The organism is candidate division KSB1 bacterium, from assembly GCA_034506335.1.
Taxonomy (GTDB): Bacteria; Zhuqueibacterota; Zhuqueibacteria; order JANLFK01; family Oleimicrobiaceae; genus Oleimicrobium.
In genome coordinates, this window is the sequence record JAPDPR010000026.1 from 1 (window position 1) to 19,324 (window position 19,324).

The 19,324-nt window shown below is 61.8% G+C and carries 13 protein-coding genes; 10 read left to right on the forward strand and 3 right to left on the reverse strand.

Going from position 1 to position 19,324, the window contains the following annotated elements; translation table 11 throughout:
• From ONB25_08885 to ONB25_08895, 3 genes are all read left to right on the forward strand, one after another.
• Positions 1-681: DUF1156 domain-containing protein (locus ONB25_08885; protein MDZ7392993.1), on the forward strand; the 681-nt coding region annotated here is incomplete at its 5' end.
• Between the two features lie 15 nt (positions 682-696).
• A complete protein-coding gene (locus ONB25_08890; protein MDZ7392994.1) occupies positions 697-1,641 on the forward strand; it encodes a hypothetical protein in 945 nt (314 codons plus the stop codon).
• Positions 1,642-1,653: 12 nt separating this feature from the next.
• On the forward strand, positions 1,654-4,431 hold the full coding sequence (locus ONB25_08895) for a DUF499 domain-containing protein (GenBank protein MDZ7392995.1): 2,778 nt from the start codon (positions 1,654-1,656) through the stop codon (positions 4,429-4,431).
• A 185-nt stretch (positions 4,432-4,616) separates the two neighbouring features.
• Here the strand turns inward: ONB25_08895 and asd are convergent, their stop codons facing one another.
• From asd to ONB25_08910, 3 genes are read right to left on the reverse strand one after another with little or no spacing between them, the layout of a single operon-like run.
• Entirely contained in the window at positions 4,617-5,663 is a 1,047-nt protein-coding gene (gene asd, locus ONB25_08900; GenBank protein MDZ7392996.1) for an aspartate-semialdehyde dehydrogenase, read from the reverse strand.
• Positions 5,664-5,713: 50 nt separating this feature from the next.
• Positions 5,714-7,063, reverse strand: a complete 1,350-nt coding sequence (gene lysC, locus ONB25_08905; protein ID MDZ7392997.1) for a lysine-sensitive aspartokinase 3 — start codon at positions 7,061-7,063, stop codon at positions 5,714-5,716.
• The gene (locus ONB25_08910; GenBank protein MDZ7392998.1) at positions 7,051-8,190 is read right to left on the reverse strand and encodes a homoserine O-acetyltransferase; all 1,140 of its coding nucleotides are present in this window, start codon (positions 8,188-8,190) and stop codon (positions 7,051-7,053) included. Before ONB25_08910 ends, lysC begins: the two co-directional genes overlap by 13 nt.
• A 732-nt stretch (positions 8,191-8,922) precedes the next feature.
• Here ONB25_08910 and ONB25_08915 point away from each other — a divergent pair.
• From ONB25_08915 to ONB25_08945, 7 genes are all read left to right on the forward strand, one after another.
• Entirely contained in the window at positions 8,923-9,957 is a 1,035-nt protein-coding gene (locus ONB25_08915) for a zinc-dependent alcohol dehydrogenase family protein (protein MDZ7392999.1), read from the forward strand.
• 92 nt (positions 9,958-10,049) lie between these two features.
• A complete protein-coding gene (locus ONB25_08920) occupies positions 10,050-11,240 on the forward strand; it encodes a class I SAM-dependent methyltransferase (protein MDZ7393000.1) in 1,191 nt (396 codons plus the stop codon).
• A 149-nt stretch (positions 11,241-11,389) separates the two neighbouring features.
• Complete coding sequence (locus ONB25_08925; GenBank protein ID MDZ7393001.1) at positions 11,390-12,499, forward strand: serine/threonine-protein phosphatase; 1,110 nt, start codon at positions 11,390-11,392, stop codon at positions 12,497-12,499.
• A gap of 188 nt (positions 12,500-12,687) precedes the next feature.
• Complete coding sequence (locus tag ONB25_08930; protein MDZ7393002.1) at positions 12,688-13,872, forward strand: efflux RND transporter periplasmic adaptor subunit; 1,185 nt, start codon at positions 12,688-12,690, stop codon at positions 13,870-13,872.
• 25 nt (positions 13,873-13,897) lie between these two features.
• Positions 13,898-17,044, forward strand: a complete 3,147-nt coding sequence (locus tag ONB25_08935; protein ID MDZ7393003.1) for an efflux RND transporter permease subunit — start codon at positions 13,898-13,900, stop codon at positions 17,042-17,044.
• A complete protein-coding gene (locus ONB25_08940; protein ID MDZ7393004.1) occupies positions 17,041-18,522 on the forward strand; it encodes a TolC family protein in 1,482 nt (493 codons plus the stop codon). The genes ONB25_08935 and ONB25_08940 overlap by 4 nt, the downstream gene beginning before the upstream one ends.
• 141 nt (positions 18,523-18,663) lie before the next feature.
• The gene (locus tag ONB25_08945) at positions 18,664-19,284 is read left to right on the forward strand and encodes a peptidoglycan recognition protein family protein (protein ID MDZ7393005.1); all 621 of its coding nucleotides are present in this window, start codon (positions 18,664-18,666) and stop codon (positions 19,282-19,284) included.
• Positions 19,285-19,324: the final 40 nt, after the last annotated feature.

Below are 19,324 nucleotides of genomic sequence, written 5' to 3' on the forward strand. Positions count from 1 at the left end.
AACGGTGTTGCCGGTGCGCTGGAAGAGGACGCCCGCCTCACGGCGCTCTTCCTCTGGACCCTGCAGTCCTCCAACGGCCCTCAGACCAGCCCTCTCCCAGAGGGCGAAGGTGACGATAACGAACCCGAAGAAGATGATGAACAAGACGCGGGGCGGGACGCCCCTTCCACCAAGCCCAAGGGCTTTTTGCTGGTCTTTGACGTGGTCCGCCGCTTTGCCCAGCCTTTGGGCATCGACCTGCCCAAGTGGGAGGGCCGCATCATCGAAACGGAAAAGGGCGTGGTGCGGCTGCTGGCCGTGTCTGAACGCGCCAAGCAACTGTTCGGCGAAAAAGGCGTGGACGAGATTGAGGAGCGCCAATTCACGACGAGCGACACCAATGCCACTGGGTGGTTCCCGGGATTTGAGCCTGAGGAATACAGGCCGCGTGCGGGAGGCCGGCGAATTCGTATCAGTGAGGAGGCCGCGACGCACGCAGGCGTCACAACGTTAGACAGGGTGCATGCGGCAATGCTGCTGCAAGCCAGCGGTCGCACCAACGCGCTGCGCGCCCTGCTGAAGGCCGAGCAAGAGCGGGGCCCCGAGTTCCTGCGGCTGGCCAACGCGCTGTCGGCGCTCTACCCGTCGGGATGTGAAGAAAAGCGGCTGCTGGATGCCATGCTCTTGGCGGTGCCGAGATAGGCGGACAACGGAACAATGAAGATATGGCAGATCACACCACCTGCGGCAATGGTGAACTCCATAGCGGAGTTTTTCATCCGTCACGGTGTGGCCCTGCTGTGGCCAGGTGATTCGGGGCGGTGGTCTCCCGACCGTCACAAGGATGACTACGCCTTGGACGACCGGATCGCATGGTTTGCCCAGACGATGGCAGACGGAGACGCGATACTGCTCAGAACCGGTCCGGCACGTATCCGGGCCGTGGGGCTAGTGGCCGGAGAGTACTCCTATGAAGACCGCTTTGACGACGTTCACGGGTTCGACCTCCAGCATTGTCGGCGGGTTCGATGGTGCCGTCTTCCGGAGGATTACGAGTTCGGTGAGTCGGTGTTTACGCAGGGGCGTTTCTCGTGCGTGTGGAAGGCGTCGGTTCGTGAGTACGTGACCAAGTTCCTGGCATCGCCGCCCACCCATTGGCAGCAAGCGCCCTTGCCGGAGCTTCCGGCGGAAGAGCCCCCCTTGGAAACGGTTCCTGCGGCTCTGGAAAGCGTCGTGGCCCAGGCGCAGGACTTGGCAGGACTGTTCTGGGACGGGCAGAAATTCGGTGACCATCCCAGTGAGGATGAGCTTGTGGCGCACTTCGTCGTGCCGTTCCTGCGGGCGCTCGGCTGGCCAGCGGAGCGAATCGCTGTGAAGTGGCGCTACATCGACGTTGCGGTCTTTGCGGCGCTGCCGCGCACGCCGGACAACTGCCGGTTCGTCATCGAGGCGAAGCGACTCGGTGCCGGCGTGGAGGGGGCGCTAGCGCAGGCGAGAGGATACGTGGAAAGCCTGGGCGTTCCACGCGACGTGATCGTCACCGACGGCATCCGATACCGGATGTACGCCAGCGAGCGGGGCTTCGAGCCTGTCGCGTACGCGAACCTGGTTCGGCTCAAGCAATCCGCCGCCAATCTGTTTGACCGGATGAAGAGGGTATAGAGGAGGACGCCGATGGAAGCGTGGTACAAGATTGCTACGCCGCGCGAGGAGGTTCGTGAGGGCCGCTCGTTCAACCCGGACGAGTTCGCCATTCACTTGGAACAAGTGGTCGGCGGAGCTGCGCCTGGGGATTACAGGGACCCCGCGCAGTTTTTCGCGCGCACGTGCTGGACGCGGGCGCTCCGGGAGCACGTGGGGATGGTGCTCCGGCGGCTCGCCGGCGAGACCGCCAATACCGCGCCGGTGATGACGCTCATCACCCAGTTCGGCGGCGGTAAGACGCACACGCTCACCGCGCTCTACCATCTCGTCACGGCGGGGGCGAAGGCGACTGAATACTCCGGCGTCAACAGGCTCCTCAAGGAGGCCGGTATTCGCGCCGTGCCGCAGGCGCGGGTCGCCGTGTTCGTGGGGAATGCCTGGGATCCGCGGGATGGTCGCGAGACCCCATGGATCGACATCGCCCGGCAACTGGCCGGCGACAAGGGCGTGAAGGAGCTGGGCCCCGCCGCCACGACCACACCGCCGGGGACCGAGGCCTTGAGCCGCGTGTTCCAGGCAGCAGACGCGCCGGTGCTGCTCCTCTTCGACGAGGTGCTGAATTTTCTGAGCCGCCATCGCGGCATGGCGGAGCAGTTCCATGCTTTCATTCAGAATCTGACCGTGGCCACCACGGGCATAACGTGCGGGGCCGCCGTTATCAGCCTGCCGCGCAGTCAGGTCGAAATGACCGAGTGGGACATGCAATGGCAGGACAAGATTACCAAGGTCGTCCGGCGGGTAGCCAAGGACCTGATTGCCAACGACGAAACGGAGATCAGCGAGGTTGTGCGGCGTCGGCTCTTCGAGGACATTGGCAGCGAGCGCGTGCGCAAGGAAGTGGCCAGCGCTTATGCCGATTGGTGTTTCGAGCGGCGGGCGCAGCTGCCGCCTGAATGGACGGCCGTGGATAGCGCAACCACGGAGACAAAGGCCAGGGACTACTTGCGCAGCCGCTTTGAGGCGTGCTACCCCTTTCACCCCGCCACGATCTCGGTGTTTCAGCGCAAGTGGCAGGCGTTGCCGCAGTACCAGCAGACGCGCGGTACGCTCGCCATGCTGGCGCAGTGGGTTTCCTGGGCGTACCGCACCGGCTTTACCGAGGCACGTCGCGAGCCGCTGATCACCCTGGGTTCCGCTCCGCTCCACGACATGGGGTTTCGCAGCACGATCCTCGGCCAACTGGGCGAGTCACGGCTAGTGGCGGCCATCGATGCGGACATCGCGGGCGAGCAGGCGCACGCCAGGGCGCTGGACGCCGACACGAAGGGCCCGCTCCGCGACATCCATCGCCGCGTTGGGACGGCGGTCCTTTTCGAGTCCTCGGGTGGGCAGACGGACAAGGTCGCCCACCTGCCGGAGCTCCGGTTCGCGCTCGGCGAGCCGGATTTGGATACCACATCCATCGATAACGCCGCGTTTGCGCTCGAGAACAAGTCCTTCTTCATCCGAAGGGTGGGTTCGGACGGCTTCAAGATCGGCTACCAACCCACGTTGAAGAAGGTGGTTAGCGACCGCCGGGCATCCTTGGATGAAGAGACCGAAATCAAACCGGCCATGCGCAAGCTCGTGGAAGAGGAGTTCCGCCGGGGAGCGACCATTCCCATTGAGCCATTTCCCCAGGACGGGGCCGAGATCCCAGACAGGCCGCGGTTGACACTTGTGGTCGTGGATCCTGAAACTGAGTGGACGGGCAACGACCCTCTGCGGCGCCAGATCAGCGAATGGACCAAGCTGCGCGGCCATTCCCCTCGCCTCTACCCGGGCGCACTCGTGTGGTGCCTCAAGAAGCCTGGGCGTGAGCTGCGCGAGAAGGTGGAGCTGTGGCTGGCGTGGAAGCGCGTGCAACAAGAGGTCGACCAGGGAACGCTGGCCGGCGACATGGACCCCCGTGATCGGAACGAGGTCCGAACCAAGCGTCAAGATGCAGAGGAGGCAGCCAGAGAAGAAGTCTGGGGTGGCTACCGCTACGCTCTGCTTTTCGACCCGCGGGAGCCCGATAACCTGAAGGTCATCGACCTGGGGGCCGGTCATTCCTCAAGCAGCGAGACGCTCTGCGGCAGGGTCATAAGCGCTTTGAAGTCGCAGGCCCTGCTGAGCGAATCAGTCGGGGCCGGGTATATCGAACGCAACTGGCCGCCGGCGCACAAAGAGTCGGGGGCCTGGCCGTTGTCCATCCTGAGACAGAGCTTCCTGAACGGCTCTCTCACGCGGCTGCTGGACCCCGACACGACCCTCCGCACCAAGATCGCCGAGTTTGTGCGCAGGGGCGATTTCGGGCTTGCCTACGGCCGGAAGCCGGATGGCGGGTACGAGCGCGTTCTGTTCAGGGAGGAGCTCGACACTGCAGATGTCACCTTTGATGCCGGGGTTTTTCTTCTTTCGCGGGACAAAGCGCAGGCCTTGAAGACTCAGGGGCGCGCGGCGACAGTCGAAGTCGGAACCGCGGCAGGAACTGCGCAACCAGCGCCTGAAGCGTCACCCGCTCCCCAGCCACTCCCAGCACCAGGAGCGCCCGAAGCCACCTTGCGGATTCGTGGCACTATCCCGTTCGAGGTCTGGAACCGGTTGGGTACAAGGCTTTTGCCCAAATTGCGAATGGGCCAACAACTGACACTGGGGATCGAGTTTTCTGTGACCGTTCCTCGCCCGCATGCCTCAACCTTAGCCGAAGAGCTGCGACAGGCGCTGAGCGACCTAGGCCTGGGCACTGCGGTCCAGATTGAGGAGAGCGGTAGCGACAACATCTGACCGAGGAACTTTCCCTCGCAATCCATACGGTTCCTTGGTCGCCCCTACGTCACCCTGAGTGTCACTGGGCGGGCGTGTGACCCACACCATCAGGGGGTGTGGTCAGCGGCCTGTCAGCGAACGTCGGTGGCAGATCGGATGCCCCAAGCCCGCCGGACGACCGGCCCGGTCACTCCACTGCATGGCTATGCGCCTTCACGCGCCGCTAGCAATTCCCCCACCAACACCGTACCTCCGGCTGCGCCGCGCACGGTGTTGTGCACCAGTGCCACAAAGCGGTAGTCCAGCACCGGGCACTCCCGCAGCCGGCCTACGGTCACCGCCATGCCACCAGCCGCCTCGCGGTCACGCAGGGGCTGGGGTCGACACGGCTCCGTGGTGAACACCACCGGCCGGGCCGGCGCGGAAGGCAGACCAAGCCCGGCCAGAGGCGATATGTAGCTAATGAAGGCTTGTTGCACCTCTTCAAGGTCGGCCTTTCGCTCCAGTTCCACTGAGACCGAAAGTAAATGGCCCTCGCGCGTGGCCACGCGGTTGCATTGTGCGCTGATGGCGAGGTCCGCAAGCTCCACCCCCGTGGCCGTGAGACGACCGAAAATCTTGCGCGGCTCCTGCTCCACTTTCGCTTCTTCGCCAGCGATTTCCGGCAGAATATTGTCCATGATGTCGAGCGCCGGCACACCCGGGTAGCCAGCTCCGGACAATGCCTGCATGGTCGTCACCATCACCCGGCGTAGACCAAAGCGCAGGCGTAAGGGCTCAAGTGCCAGACACAGGCCGATCGTAGTACAATTGGGGTTGGTAACAATGGCACCGCCGTAGGTGCGTTTCTGCCGCTCCGCCAGCTCAAGGTGCGACGCGTTGATCTCGGGAATGACCAGCGGCACTTCCGGGTCCCAGCGATGGCTGCGCGCATTGCTGATGACCACTCTGCCTGCCCGGCGGAAAGCCGACTCGATCTCGGAGGCCGCCTCCGCGTCCAGCGCCGAAAAAACCACCGGTGCCTTTACACTATCGGGCCTGCAGGGCAGCACTTCCTTGTCCCCTGCATTTTCAGGGCACCCACCAGCAAGAAACCACCTCGCCGCCTCTGCGTAACGTTTTCCCGCCGACTGCTCCGAAGCCGCCACCTCTGCCAACTCGAACCATGGGTGACCCGCCAAAAGCTGCACCATCCTCTGCCCCACCAAACCTGTAGCCCCTAGGACTGCAACCTGGATGCGTCGGTCCATTTCTCGCCACCCTCTTGCTCGTGCGCGCATCATCCTCTGACCCCTTGTGCTCACTCGAAGAACTTGCGATGCAGGCGGCGGATGACCACAGGCAGGTCCCCCTCGTCGATAACAAAGCTGAGGTTGATCTCTGAGCCGCCCTGCGAGACCATGGAGACTTTGATGTCGGCTAACTCTTGGAAGACCTGCGTGACCATGCCCGGCGTCTCTTTCAGCTTTTCGCCCACCACACACACCACGGCCTGGCGCGGCTTGACGGAGACGCTGCCGAACTTTTGCAGCTCGCGGGTGATCATCGGTAGCCGGCTGGCATCGTAAATGGCAACCGCCACCGAAACCTCTGAGGTCGCCACCAGGTCAGCGGTTACCTCGTGGCGGTCAAACACCTCGAAAATCTGGCGCAGGTAGTCGTGGGCCTTGAACATGCGCGAGGAGAGCAAATTGACCAGCGTCATGCCCTCCTTATAGGCAATGCTCTTGACGCGTTGCCCATTGGCCTGTGGTTGGGCCAGGATGAGCGTTCCTTCGCCTTCGGGGCGATGGGTGTTGCGCACACGCACCGGGATGGACCGCTCCACGGCAGGCAGCAGGGTCTTGGGGTGAAGCACCCGTGCCCCGAAAAAGGCCAACTCCGCCGCCTCCTGAAAGCTCATCACCGGGATGTGCCGCGCCTGGGGGACCAGATACGGATCGGCGGTCAGGATACCGTCCACGTCGGTCCATATCTGAATCTCTTCTGCCCCCAGGGCGGCGCCAATGAGCGAGGCGGTGTAATCGGAACCGCCTCGGCCCAAGGTCGTAGGCACACCCGAAACCGACCGGGCGATGAACCCTTGCGTCACCGGGAGTTTTCCCTGGTGGAGTAACGGCAGGAGCACCTGGCGGCATCTTTCCGCCGTTTCGGCAAAAAGGGGCTCGGCGCGCGTGTGCCGGTCATCGGTGATGATGAATTCACGAGCATCAACCCACTCCGCGCCTAGTCCCTGCTGCGCAAGATAGGCAGCAATGATCCGACTCGACAGCAGCTCGCCCATGCCCAGCAGGCGGTCTTGCACGGTTGGCGAGAAATCCGCCAGCACCCACATCCCGTGCGCCATCTCCTCAACTTTGGCAAAAGCGTGGCGGCAATATGCCCGCACCGCCTCCTTGGCCTCGCCTTTCAGCAACCCTTCGACCGCGCGGACGTGCATCTGCCGCAACGCGACAATGCCTTCCATGCTCTTGGCCTGATCGCCCTGGGCGGCCAGGCGTCCCACGGCGAGAAGCTGGTCCGTGGTATCGCCCATGGCGGAGAACACCAAAACTACCCCGCCGCTCATTTCCCGCTTTACAATGTGTGCAACCATACGGATGCGCTCCACGTCTCCCACCGAGGTGCCGCCAAATTTCAACACGCGCATGAGTACCTCCGCTGTAAGAAACCGGTCACAAGACGGTTCAGTTGCTCGTACTCAACCAAGAAGGCGTCGTGGCCGTAAATGGAGTGGATCTCCTCGTAGCCGGCCTCTTTCCCCATGCGTCGGAGCTGTGCCACTGTGGCCTGAAGCTCGCACGGGTAGTAGAGCACGTCCGAATCGATGCCGATCGCCAGCACCCTCGCCTTGATCCTAGCCAATGCCTCCTCCAGAGACCCGTAGCCGCGGCTCACATCGTGCAGGTCCATTGCCTTGGTGAGGTAAATGTAGGCGCGAGCATCGAAGCGTTGCACCAGCTTTTGGCCTTGATAGTGGAGGTAGCTTTCCACCTGAAATCGGTTGTCGAACTCCAGCTCGCGCGCCTGCGTGGGGTCTACCCGCTCCCGAGCAAAGCGCTGGTGGAATTGCAGGTGACTGCGGTAGGAGATCATGGCGATCATCCTGGCCAACGCCAAGCCTGCGGCAGGTCCTTTGCCTTGATAGTTGCCATTTTGCCATTCAGGGTCGTTGTAGATCGCCTGGCGAGCGACCTCATTCAGCGCAATCATCCAGGGCGAGCCCTGTACCGTGCCAGCAATGGGGATGGCCGCCCGCACAAAGTCCGGGTACTCCACAAGCCACTGCCAGGTGATCATGCCCCCCAGCGAGCCGCCGATCACCAGAGCCAGCTGTTTGACCCCCAGCGAGTCCAGCAGCCGCTTCTGCACGTGCACCATGTCGCGCGTAGTCACAGGTGGAAAGTCCATGGCGTAGGGCTTGCCGCTTTCTGGGTTGATGGAGGAAGGCCCCGTGGTTCCATAGCAACTCCCCAGCAAATTGGCACAGACGATGAAGTAGCGATCCGGATCCAGAGCCTTCCCCCTGCCGATGAGGCCGTCCCACCACCCGGGGCGGTCCTCTGTGGGAGAGTTGTAAAAGGCCGCGTGGGCGCTGCCAGTCAGGGCGTGGCACACGTACACGGCGTTGTCGCCCGCGGCACTGAGTTCGCCATACGCCTCGAAGGCCACTTGGAGGTGTGGGAGCGTTCGACCACACTCCAGCGCCAGAGGGCGTTCAGGCGTAGCCAGCTCAACAATCTGCGTCGCAACAATCGTTTTTTCTGACTCTCTCATGCCTTCTCCACAACCAGTTGCTATTCACCCAGAAAGATGTCATCGAGACGCTCGAACACTATTGCCCGTCGAATGTGGTCGTCAAAGGCGCCGCGCGCCAATGGTTCCCCAGGTGGCGGCTCTCGGCGAGCGGGCTTGCGACGTCAAAGCCTCACATGCCGCCACGACACCAGTCTGGCCTCACACACCAGGTGTCGGAAGCAGTGGAGCGGGCCGTTTCGTCATCAGCCTGCGCCCGTGGTAGTCTGAGTCTTCAGTCCCCGACGGGTAAGATCCCCTGCATGGCTCATTCGGTGCCGCACTCCGTTCAACAAGATTCAGGTCGGTTGCGAGGCAAAGAAAAAGCCCCTTCCCACCTACTGGGAAGGGGCTTGGAAAACAAAACTGTGGACTACTTACTACATTGCAGTGGCCCCTTCCCAGGGTGGAACAAGCATAAACATGCCCATGGCCATGCTGCGCATGAGAAGCCAGCATTTCCTGCAGGACAGATTAACCTGCTCTTGGAGGAAGGGAGTAGCTGCGGATTTCCTGGAATTTGGATGCGGTATCACGGCTTTGTCCTTGGTCCTTGATGGTTCGAAGAAAATATATAACTTTACACAGAAGAAGGCAATAGAATTTTGCGCTCGGCCTCCTGGCGTACAGGCGCTGCAACGACAAGCGTGCGAAGGATGCAGGAATGATCACGTGCAGAACAAGCAAGGGCATTCGCAGAGAAGGGAGGGCGCGATGAAGGCAATGGTCTTGAAGCGATTGGGCCCGGTGGACGGTTCCCGTGAGCCACTAGAGCTGATCGACCTTCCGATACCTGAACCAAAGGCGGATGAAGTGCTGGTCAAAATAGGGGCCTGCGGCGTGTGCCACACCGAGTTGGATGAGATCGAAGGGAGAACTCCCCCACCGCGCCTGCCTGTGATTCTGGGCCACCAGGTCGTGGGGCGCATCGTAGCCGTCGGCGACCAGGTCACTGAAAGGCACGTAGGCGAACGTGTGGGAGTGGCCTGGATATTCTCGGCATGCGGAAGGTGCGAGTACTGCCGGAGCGGTCGAGAGAACCTTTGCCCCGAATTTAGGGCCACAGGCAGGGACGCCGATGGCGGCTATGCGGAGTACATGATTGCTCCCGAGCAGTTCGTGCACCCCATACCGGAGCGCTTTTCTGACGTTCAAGCGGCGCCGCTCTTGTGTGCCGGGGCCATCGGCTACCGCTCGCTTCGGCTGACTGGCCTGCGCGATGGTCAGCGTCTTGGCCTCACCGGGTTCGGCGCTTCTGCCCATTTGGTTCTGAAGATGGTCAAACATCAGTTCCCCAACACGGAAGTGTTCGTGTTCGCGCGTTCACCCAACGAACGCGACTTTGCCCGGCAGTTAGGGGCGGTGTGGGCAGGCGACACCGACGACCCGCCGCCTGCGCCTCTGCACGCGATAATCGACACCACGCCGGTGTGGAGGCCAGTGGTCGCGGCGCTGGAACGATTGGCCCCAGGGGGCCGATTGGTCATAAACGCCATCCGCAAGGAAGACATCGACAAACACACGCTGAGCAGCCTGGACTATCCTCGCCATCTGTGGCAGGAAAAGGAGATCAAGTCGGTGGCAAACGTCACCCGGCAGGATGTGCGGGAATTCTTAGCTTTGGCCGCGGAGATACCCATCATACCCGAAGTCCAGGAGTACGCCCTGGAGCAAGCCAACCAGGCACTCTTGGAACTGAAGGAGCGGAAAATTCGCGGCGCCAAAGTGCTGATCATCTCAGGGGGATAATCGGCTTCCCTTGGCAGCGGAGCGGGTAGCGTAACCGGCTGGCCGTCCGGTACATTGGGCTCTTCGCCAAAGGTGAATGGAAAGGAGCGAACGTGGCACGCGTTGTTCTGAAAAAGGGGCGAGAGGCATCTCTGCACCGTCGGCACCCGTGGGTGTTTAGCGGTGCCATCGAGCGCCTCGAGGGCGCGGCGCAGGCTGGAGAGACGGTGGAAGTGCTCAGCGCCGAAGGCACGTTCCTGGCGCGCGGCGCCTATTCTCCCACCTCGCAGATTGCGGTGCGCGTGTGGACCTTTGCGCCAGAGGAGCAGGTGGACATGGCTTTCTTCCGCACCCGGCTCACCCGCGCTATTGCGGCCAGGGAGCAGCTGGTGCAAGCAGGTTCCACCAATGCCTACCGGTTGGTCAATGCTGAATCCGACGGCCTGCCTGGACTCATTGTCGACCACTACGCCGGCTACCACGTGTGCCAATTTCTCTCTGCAGGGGCGGAGGCCTGGCGCGAGACGATCGTGACCTCACTGAGCGAAGCAGCACCCTGTCGCGGCATATACGAACGTTCGGACATAGATGTGCGCGCCAAGGAGGATTTGTCCGCCCGAACCGGATTGCTTTGGGGCGAAGAACCTCCGGAGCTCATCGAGATATTCGAGGGCAACTGCCGATTCTTGGTCGACGTGCGCCGGGGGCACAAGACCGGCTTTTACTTGGATCAACGAGAGAACCGCGCCCTGGTCGCGTCGTTCAGCCGCGACAAGGAGGTGCTCAATTGCTTCGCCTACACGGGTGCTTTCGGCGTCTGTGCCATGCGGGCAGGTGCCACATCCGTCACCAACATCGAGTCCTCGGCAGAAGCGCTTGCCTTGGCCGAACAAAACATGGCGCTCAACGACATCACACCGAGCAAGATTCAGTCTCTGCACGCGGACGTGTTCCAGGAGCTGCGCCGGATGCGGGACCGCGGGCGGCAATTTGACATGGTGATCCTCGATCCGCCAAAATTTGCCGAGTCGCAGGCGCAAATTCCACGGGCCAGTCGCGGGTACAAGGACATCAATCTCCTGGCTTTCAAGCTGCTGCGCGACCAAGGGCTGCTGTTCACCTTCTCCTGCTCCGGATTGATGACCCCGGAGCTTTTCCAGAAAATCGTGGCAGATGCGGCGCTGGACGCAGGGCGGTGGGTGCACATTATCGGCCGATTGGGTCAGGCCGCCGATCACCCGGTGGCCACCAATTTTCCAGAAGGCCACTACCTCAAAGGGTTTGTCTGCCGGGTGGTGGGGTAGGACGGTCTCGGCCGCTGGTCGCGGGTGCCGGCCAAGTCCACATTGCCCACCTGCTGGACCAATCACCTTGAAACTTTAGACGCTGACCACCTGTATTAACGCGTGGTGCGGCCGAAGCCGGAAAGTCTGACGGAAATCGAGGCGAGAGCATGGACACACGATCTGGACAAAAGGGGAAGCCGAACACGGAGGGGCCGGAAGGCTGGCAGGAGCTGAAGCGCCACGACCTCATGCGGGGCCTGCGACGAGAACTGCGCGACATCTACCACTTCTACATCGACCCGGAACGCAGGGAGTCACTGTCCAAGATGCACCGCCTGGTGCGTTGGGTCTACGTGGTGATATGGATCGGGATGAGCATGTTGGCCAAGCTCACTCCCTTGCGCCGTCTTCTGCTCGTCATCAGCCTTGTGATGGCCCTTACCAATGTCCACTACTCCCTTGGCCGGGGCGGCGAGATGAGCATCAACTTCGGTGGACTGGGATTCACCCTCCTGCTCATCGTCCTGCTGCTTGAGCTCAAGGACAAGCTCCTCTTCCAAAACGAACTCGTGGCGGGCAAGGCCGTGCAGGAGGCCCTCCTCCCCAAGCAGAATCCCGTGCTGCCCGGATGGGACCTGTGGCTCTACACGCGCCCGGCTAATGAGGTGGGTGGCGACCTGGTGGACTATGTTATGCTCCCTGAGGGAAAGCTGGCGGTCTGTCTGGGCGACGTGGCAGGCAAAGGGCTGGGTGCAGCACTCTGCATGGCCAAAGTGCAGGCCACCCTGCGCGCGCTGGTGGATACCACCCCTTCATTGAGAAGCCTGGGCAGGCGCCTCAACGAGATCCTCTGCCGCGACAGTCTGCCCCAGCGCTTTGTGTCGCTGGTCGTCGCCGCCCTAAGTGCGCGCAGGGGAAAGGTGCAAATGCTGAACGCCGGCCATTTGCCACCACTGCTCATCAAGGAGGGGCAATGCGCGGAACTCCCGCGCGGAGAAGCAGCCCTGGGACTCAACCCCAAGACGCGATATCGGACCAAGACCCATCGATTGGAAAAAGGCGACCTGCTGGTCCTTTATTCAGACGGCCTGACCGACTGCCGGAACGAACGCCTGGAGCCATTCGGGGAGACACGCCTGTACAATGCTCTTCTGAGCACCAGCTCCGCGTCCGCACGGGAGATCGGGGAGCACCTCGTGGCCGAAGTGGAACGCTTTGTAGGCGAGGCACGGTTTGAAGATGACTTTTCCATTGCCATCCTGAAACGCACCGCATAGCAGGAGAGCGACACGGTCGCAACGTTCCATCCCTCCACAAAACCTGTTTGCGGACCGACCCGCAGGCAAAAGGGCGCAAGGATCGCGCAGCGTGGGTGTTAAAAACAAGCGGATTTGCAGGTCGATTACCAAGCATGGTTTGCCGTGCTGTTCACAGGCAGCTTTCGCATCACGCATAAGGACGGTTCATGAGAAAGAGGCTCATTGTCGGAATCATCATCGGTCTGATTGCCATCGCGCTCATTTTTCGCATCATCCAGCTCTTGACCCGAACCCCGGGCGGTTCTCCGCCAAGGGGTCAACGCCCGCCGGTTGCGGTGGAGATAGACAGCGTCCGCTATGGAACCATCAGCGAGCTGCGGCAGTTCGTCGGCACCGTGCAGCCGCTCTATCGCTACCTGGTGGCGCCCAAGGTAGCTGGGCGCGTGGTAGAGATTCGCAAACGCATCGGAGACCCAGTGCGTGCCAATGAGGTGGTGGCACGCATCGACGATGCGGAATACCAGCAAGCGTTGCGCGAAGCAGAGGCCAGTTTGAAGATTGCTCAAGCCTCGCTGACCGAGGCCCAGAGCCAATTTGCCCTCGCGCGCCAGGAACTGGAGCGGGTGCAACAGCTCAAGGAGAAAGGGATAGCCTCGCCGGCTGAGTTAGACGCTGCCACCACCAACTATGAGGCCCAGCAGTCGCGGCTCAAGCTGGCCCAGGCGCAGGTGGAACAGCGCGAGGCCGCCCTGAGGTCCGCCCAGATCAGGCTGAACTACACAGTGTTGACCGCACCTGCCCCCGGCTTTACCGGCGAGCGTTTCGTGGACGAGGGAGCGCTGCTGGCAGCTAATGCACCAGTCATCTCTGTAGTGGGGATCGAAAAGGTCATTGTCCGCACGACGGTTAGCGAACGGGACTATGGCCGGCTGGAACCCGGGCAGCCGGCGTCCGTTATGGTCGATGCCTACCCTGAGCGGCGGTTCTCTGGCACATTAGCACGCATCGCCCCTTTGCTGCGCGAGGAATCCCGCATGGCGGAAGTAGAGGTCGAGGTGGCGAACGACTCGCTCATCCTCAAGCCTGGCATGTTCGCCCGCGTGACCGTGGTCCTGGCAAGCAGCGACCAGGCACAACTGGTTCCCTCCCGGGCCGTGGTCACACGCGACGGCCAGAAGGCAGTCTTTGTCGTTGACTCCACCGGCAGCACCGTCCACCTGGTGCCCATCACCACCGGCATCGTGACGCCGGAATTGACCCAAGTGCTCTCCCCGCGACTAAATGGGCCGGTAGTGACTCTGGGCCAACACCTGCTCGCAGATGGCAATCCGGTGCTGCTTCCGGGAGCCCGACCTCGGGGACGTCCTGGGGCGGGAGGTCGCACCCGATAAGGATTCACCCAAGGGAGCATTCACCATGAATCTATCGCGCGGGCCGATTAATCGCCCTATCCTCACCACCATGGTGTTTCTGGTCATCATCACCCTCGGGCTCATCTCCTTTTCCCGACTTTCCATCGACTTGATGCCGGAAATCACCTACCCCACCATTTCCGTGATCACCAGCTACGGGAACGTGGGTCCGCAGGAGATGGAGGAGCTGGTCACCCGGCCTATAGAAGAGGCCCTGGCTGCGGTGCAGGGGGTGGAGAGGATCACCTCCACCTCCACCGAGGGGCGCAGTATGGTGCGCGTCTCCTTCGTCTGGGGGACCGACTTGGAGGCTGCGGCCAACGACATCCGTGACCGGATTGACCGTGTGCTGCCCCGCCTGCCCGAGGACGTGGACCGCCCCATGATCCGCAAGTTCGACGTCTCCGCCTTCCCGATCATGATGATCGGCGTGTCCAGCGAAATGAATCCGCTGGACTTGCGGCGTCTCGTGGAAGACCAGGTCAAATACCGCCTGGAGCGCATTCCCGGGGTGGCGGCCGCAGATGTGTCCGGTGGCTTGACCAGAGAAATCCACGTGGACCTGAAAGCGGACAAGCTCAAGGCCCTGAACCTCTCGCCTAACGCCGTCTTGGCCGCTATCCGCCGCGAGAACAGAAATATCCCTGCCGGCCTGTACGACAAGGGGAACCTGGAAGTGTTGGTGCGCACACAGGGCGAGTTCACCTCGCTGGAGGAGATCCGCTCTACTGTGATCACCACCCGCAACGGCGTGCCGGTGACCATCGGCGACGTAGCGAACGTTGAGGACTCCTGGCAAGAAGTGCGGCAGATAGTGCGAATTAACGGCAAGCCAGGGTTGCGCGTCGCTATTAACAAGCAATCCGGCTCCAATACGGTCTCTGTGGCAAAGCAGGTTCTGGCAGAAATCGAGCGGCTGAATCGCGACTTTCCACAAATAAACCTCGTGCCCCTCATCGACCAGTCCCGCTATATCCAGCGCAGCATCAACAACGTGGGGAACTCGGCCCTGATAGGCGGCATTCTCGCGGTGCTAATTCTGTTTTTGTTCTTGCGGAATGTGTCCAGCACCGCCATCATTGCTACAGCAATCCCCATTTCCGTGGTGGCCACCTTCGGCTTGATGTATTTCGCCGGTCTGACCCTGAACATCATGACCTTTGGCGCGCTTGCCCTGGGTATCGGGATGTTGGTGGACAGTGCCATCGTCGTGCTGGAAAACATCTACCGTCATCGCGAAGAGGGGCGCTCGGTGGTGGAGAGCGCAGTCGTGGGTGCTGAGGAGGTCACGTCAGCGATCGTAGCCAGCACTTTGACCACCCTTGTCGTTTTCCTCCCGGTGGTATTCATCAGGGGCATGTCCGGGGTGATGTTTAAACAGATGGCCTATGTGGTGAGCTTTGCACTCCTCTGTTCGCTGCTCGTGGCCCTGACGCTGGTGCCTATGCTTACCACCAAGCTGCTGCGCCTCACCCCTGTGTCCACCAATCACAACCTTCTTCATCGCATCTACGCCGCAAGCGAGCAGACCTTTCGCCGAATAGAGGCGCGATACGGGCAGCTGTTGCGCTGGGCCCTTGGTCATCGCCCTCTGGTGGCCGGCGTTTCTTTCGGCCTATTTCTCATCTCGCTCCTCCTTGTGCGGCTAATTGGCGTAGAACTCATGCCCCAGGCTGATGAGGGGGAGGTGCGGGTGAGCATCGAGATGGCGGTTGGCACACGGCTGGAGCTAGTCAATCAGACGGCTCTGGCGGTGGAGGAGGTCATCAGGCGGCAGGTACCAGAGATGACGGCCATGATGTCCTTCGTCGGCGGGGGAGGATTCCGCGCCAGCGGTGGCCATACCGGCGAGATCCGCGTCTCGCTGGTGCCCAGGGCGGCACGCAAGAGGAGCAGCGAACAGGTTGCGAACGACCTTCGCCGCGCCTTGGCAGGCCTCCCCGGAGTCACCATCCGGACACGCGCCGGCCAAGGTCTGTTCCTCCTCTCCATGGGCACATCTCAGGGCGACCGCGTCAGTGTAGACGTGCGCGGCTACGACTTGCAGACTGCCCAGCTCCTCGCGGAACAGGTGAACCGGGTCGTGCGCCAGGTGAAGGGCGTCACCGATACCCAGATCAGTCGGGAAGAGGGGAGCCCAGAGGAGGTCATCCGCATCGATCGCGACAAAGCCGCGCTTCTGGGCCTTTCGGCTTCCGATATCGGCGATGCCTTGCAGACCGCGGTCGGTGGCACCTACGCCTCCTACTTCCGCGAGGGAGGCAAGGAGTACCGTATCTTGGTGCGGCTGAGCGAGGAAGACCGCCGCGACCTCGCAGACCTGTTAGACCTAACCGTGCTCAATAACCGCGGCGAACAGGTGGTGCTCCGCAATGTGGTGCAGGTGGTACCGCAGGAGGGCCCGGTGCGCCTGGAACGAAAGGACCAAGAGCGCACCATCACCATCTCTGCCAATTTCACCGGCCGCGCCATGGGCTCGGTCGTGGCCGATATCCGCCAGGCCCTGCGCACTATCCCTGTGCCCAGGGACTTTTCCCTGCAGTTCGGGGAGGAGTACGAAGAACAACAGAAGGCCTTCCGCGAGCTGATGGTGGGGTTGGTTTTGGCTTTGTTGCTCATCTACATGGTCATGGCCGCGCAGTTCGAGTCCCTGAAGGACCCCTTCGTGGTTCTCTTCTCAATCCCCATGGCGCTCATTGGCGTCACCGTGACCATGCTGCTGACTGCTACGACATTCAGCATGCAGGCCTTTATCGGCTGCATCATGCTCGCGGGCATCGTGGTGAACAATGCCATCATCCTGGTGGACTACACCAACCAGCTGCGCCGGAAGCACGGTGTGGCGTTGCAGGAGGCAATTCGCCTTGCGGGGTCCCGACGGCTTCGACCAATTCTGATGACAACCTTGACCACCGTGTTGGGCCTCGTGCCGTTATCCTTGGGCTTGGGTGAAGGTGGCGAAGCGCAAGCACCATTGGCACGCGTGGTCATTGGGGGATTGCTCAGTTCCACTTTGGTCACCTTGGTGCTGGTGCCAGTGGTGTATTCCGTATTGGAGGAAAAACAGAGCCTGCGTAAGCTCGTGCTGAGCGCCCGGCAGGTTGCCGACAAAGCGCGCGCTCGAGTCAATTCCGTGAGGACGGGCACATGAAGGCACACATCACGCTGAAAGCAGTTGCACTTGTTGTATTCGGCACCTCGGCTCTAGTTGGAGAAGAGCCGGATACCCTGCGTCTGAGCTTGCAAGAGGCGGTGGTGATGGCGCTGGAAAGGAATCCTGCGTTTGCCATCCAGCGTCTCCGGCCCTCCATTATGGAGGCGGCCCTTGCCGAGCAACGGGCCGCGTTCGAGCCGAACCTCACCGCTTCAGTGAGCAGGGACAAGAGCCACACCCAGCGCTTTTTGGGCGCTCGCCCAGAGCCGTTTGAGATGACTTCTCAGCGCACTCAGTACGGCGCAGGGGTGACACAGGTGTTGCCAACCGGCACGATTCTAGCCGTCGACGCGGCCATGTCAGGCTCGACCTCCAGCATCTACCTGCCCCAGTACTCTGGCAATGTGGGCGTTACGGTGACGCAGCCATTGCTTCGTGGCTTCGGCCTGGGCGCCAATCTCATCGGCGTGCGCAGCGCCCAGATCGACCTGGACATATCGCGTTACGAGCTGCAGGCCATGGCCGAGCGACTGGTGCAGGATGTGGAGGCCAGCTACTGGGGGCTGTACCTGGCGGAACAGGAATTGGCCATTCAAGAGCAGTCCCTGCAGCTTGCGCTCCAGCAGTTGCAGGAGTCGCAAGAGCGCGTCGCCGTGGGCAAGCTTGCCGAACTGGAGCTCGCCTCGGTGCGCGCTGAAGTTGCTCGGCGAAAGGGTGCGGTCATCGACGCGCAGACGCGTTACGAACAAGCGAGAATAGACCTTATCTATCTCCTCAATCCCGGTCCGGGCGTCACCTGGTCCACTACGCCGGCGCTCCTAGACCACCCCACGATCATGCCCGACTCGCTGGGGCCGATTCAGGCACACGAGGAATTAGCCATGCGCTACCGTCCCGACCTGGCGCAGGCGCGTCTGTCTCTTCGCCGAGGGCAACTGCAAGTGGCGTACACACGGAACGGTCTCCTACCCCGTCTTGATGTTTTCGTGACCTTTGGCCGCACTTCCTACGCTCGCACCTTCAAGGAAGCAGCGCCCGACATCGAAAGCCCTTTCTACAGCGTCAACGCGGGGGTCAACTTCCAGTTCCCCCTGATCGATGCCAAGGCTCGCGCGCAAGTTGGCAAAGCAATCAAGTCCAGGGAGCAACTTCGCTTGGCGCTCCAGAACATGGAGCGGCTGGTGCAACGGGATGTGCGCGTGGCCTATGCCGACGTCGTGCGCACTCGGCAGCAAATCGAGGCCTCGCGGGAGGCGCGTATCCTTCAGGAGAAGAATCTCGAGGCGGAAATGGAAAAGTTCCGCGTGGGGAGGTCCACCAACCTCTTAGTGCTGCAGGTGCAGCGGGACCTCACCAGCAGCCGGCTCAATGAAGTCAGGGCAGCAGTGGACTACCTCAAGGCACTCACCGCATTGCACGTGATGGAAGGAACCTTGCTGGTCCGGCGGGCTATCCAGCTCCCTGATGAACCTTAGCCCCCTCCCCTCTTGCCGCCGGCGCATCCGTGTCATCATTCTCTTGACTTCCAGATGATTATTTGCTAAATTGTGCGTGCCCATATGAGGGCGAACCTCAATCTGCACCGAGTAGGCCTGCACACGCAAAGGGGAGGTGCCATGAGGTGGTCCGGTTGTTGTTTGGGACTCGTACTCGGTCTCGCGTGTCACTGTTCTATCCGCTCGGGGAGCGGAATCGCGGTCGTAGAAATCCCTTACCCCGCCGAGCTCCAGGTGGTACGCCGCGCAGACTGGGGATGGCAACCTTTGCGGGCCAGCACTGCGGGGCACAGGGTAACCAGGGTCACCATCCACCACAGCGGTGAGGACTTTACGCCTGACCGGGAACCGGTCCAGTACCTCCGGAGCCTGCAGAACTGGAGCCGCAGCGAAAAACACTGGATTGATGTTCCGTACCACTTCTTCATCGACCTGGAAGGGCGCATCTACGAAGGCAGACCCATCAACTACCCGGGTGATACCAACACCGACTATGACCCGCGCGGGCATGGGCTTATCTGCGTGTTGGGGAACTATGAGCATCAGGAGCTCACCGAGGCCCAATTCCACGCTCTGGTGGCCCTCACCGCGCACCTGGTGCGCATCTACGAGGTACCGCTGGCGAACATCAAAGGCCATCGCGACTACACTGACCAGACTGTATGCCCGGGCAAGAACCTCTATCGTCACCTGGAAGACGGAAGCCTGCTGCGGGCTGTGGAGGACCAGCTGAAGCGGTGACGCACACAAACTCACCCCGGCCGCAGTAGCCGAGCCACGC

Excerpts from the sequence above, each read along its gene's own strand:
- ONB25_08890 (MDZ7392994.1), top strand. The coding sequence starts at position 697 with ATGAAGATATGGCAGATCACACCACCTGCGGCAATGGTGAACTCCATA.
- ONB25_08910 (MDZ7392998.1), bottom strand. The coding sequence starts at position 8,190 with ATGAGAGAGTCAGAAAAAACGATTGTTGCGACGCAGATTGTTGAGCTG.
- asd (MDZ7392996.1), bottom strand. The coding sequence starts at position 5,663 with ATGGACCGACGCATCCAGGTTGCAGTCCTAGGGGCTACAGGTTTGGTG.
- ONB25_08925 (MDZ7393001.1), top strand. The coding sequence starts at position 11,390 with ATGGACACACGATCTGGACAAAAGGGGAAGCCGAACACGGAGGGGCCG.
- ONB25_08940 (MDZ7393004.1), top strand. The coding sequence starts at position 17,041 with ATGAAGGCACACATCACGCTGAAAGCAGTTGCACTTGTTGTATTCGGC.
- ONB25_08935 (MDZ7393003.1), top strand. The coding sequence starts at position 13,898 with ATGAATCTATCGCGCGGGCCGATTAATCGCCCTATCCTCACCACCATG.
- ONB25_08930 (MDZ7393002.1), top strand. The coding sequence starts at position 12,688 with ATGAGAAAGAGGCTCATTGTCGGAATCATCATCGGTCTGATTGCCATC.
- ONB25_08945 (MDZ7393005.1), top strand. The coding sequence starts at position 18,664 with ATGAGGTGGTCCGGTTGTTGTTTGGGACTCGTACTCGGTCTCGCGTGT.
- ONB25_08895 (MDZ7392995.1), top strand. The coding sequence starts at position 1,654 with ATGGAAGCGTGGTACAAGATTGCTACGCCGCGCGAGGAGGTTCGTGAG.
- lysC (MDZ7392997.1), bottom strand. The coding sequence starts at position 7,063 with ATGCGCGTGTTGAAATTTGGCGGCACCTCGGTGGGAGACGTGGAGCGC.
- ONB25_08915 (MDZ7392999.1), top strand. The coding sequence starts at position 8,923 with ATGAAGGCAATGGTCTTGAAGCGATTGGGCCCGGTGGACGGTTCCCGT.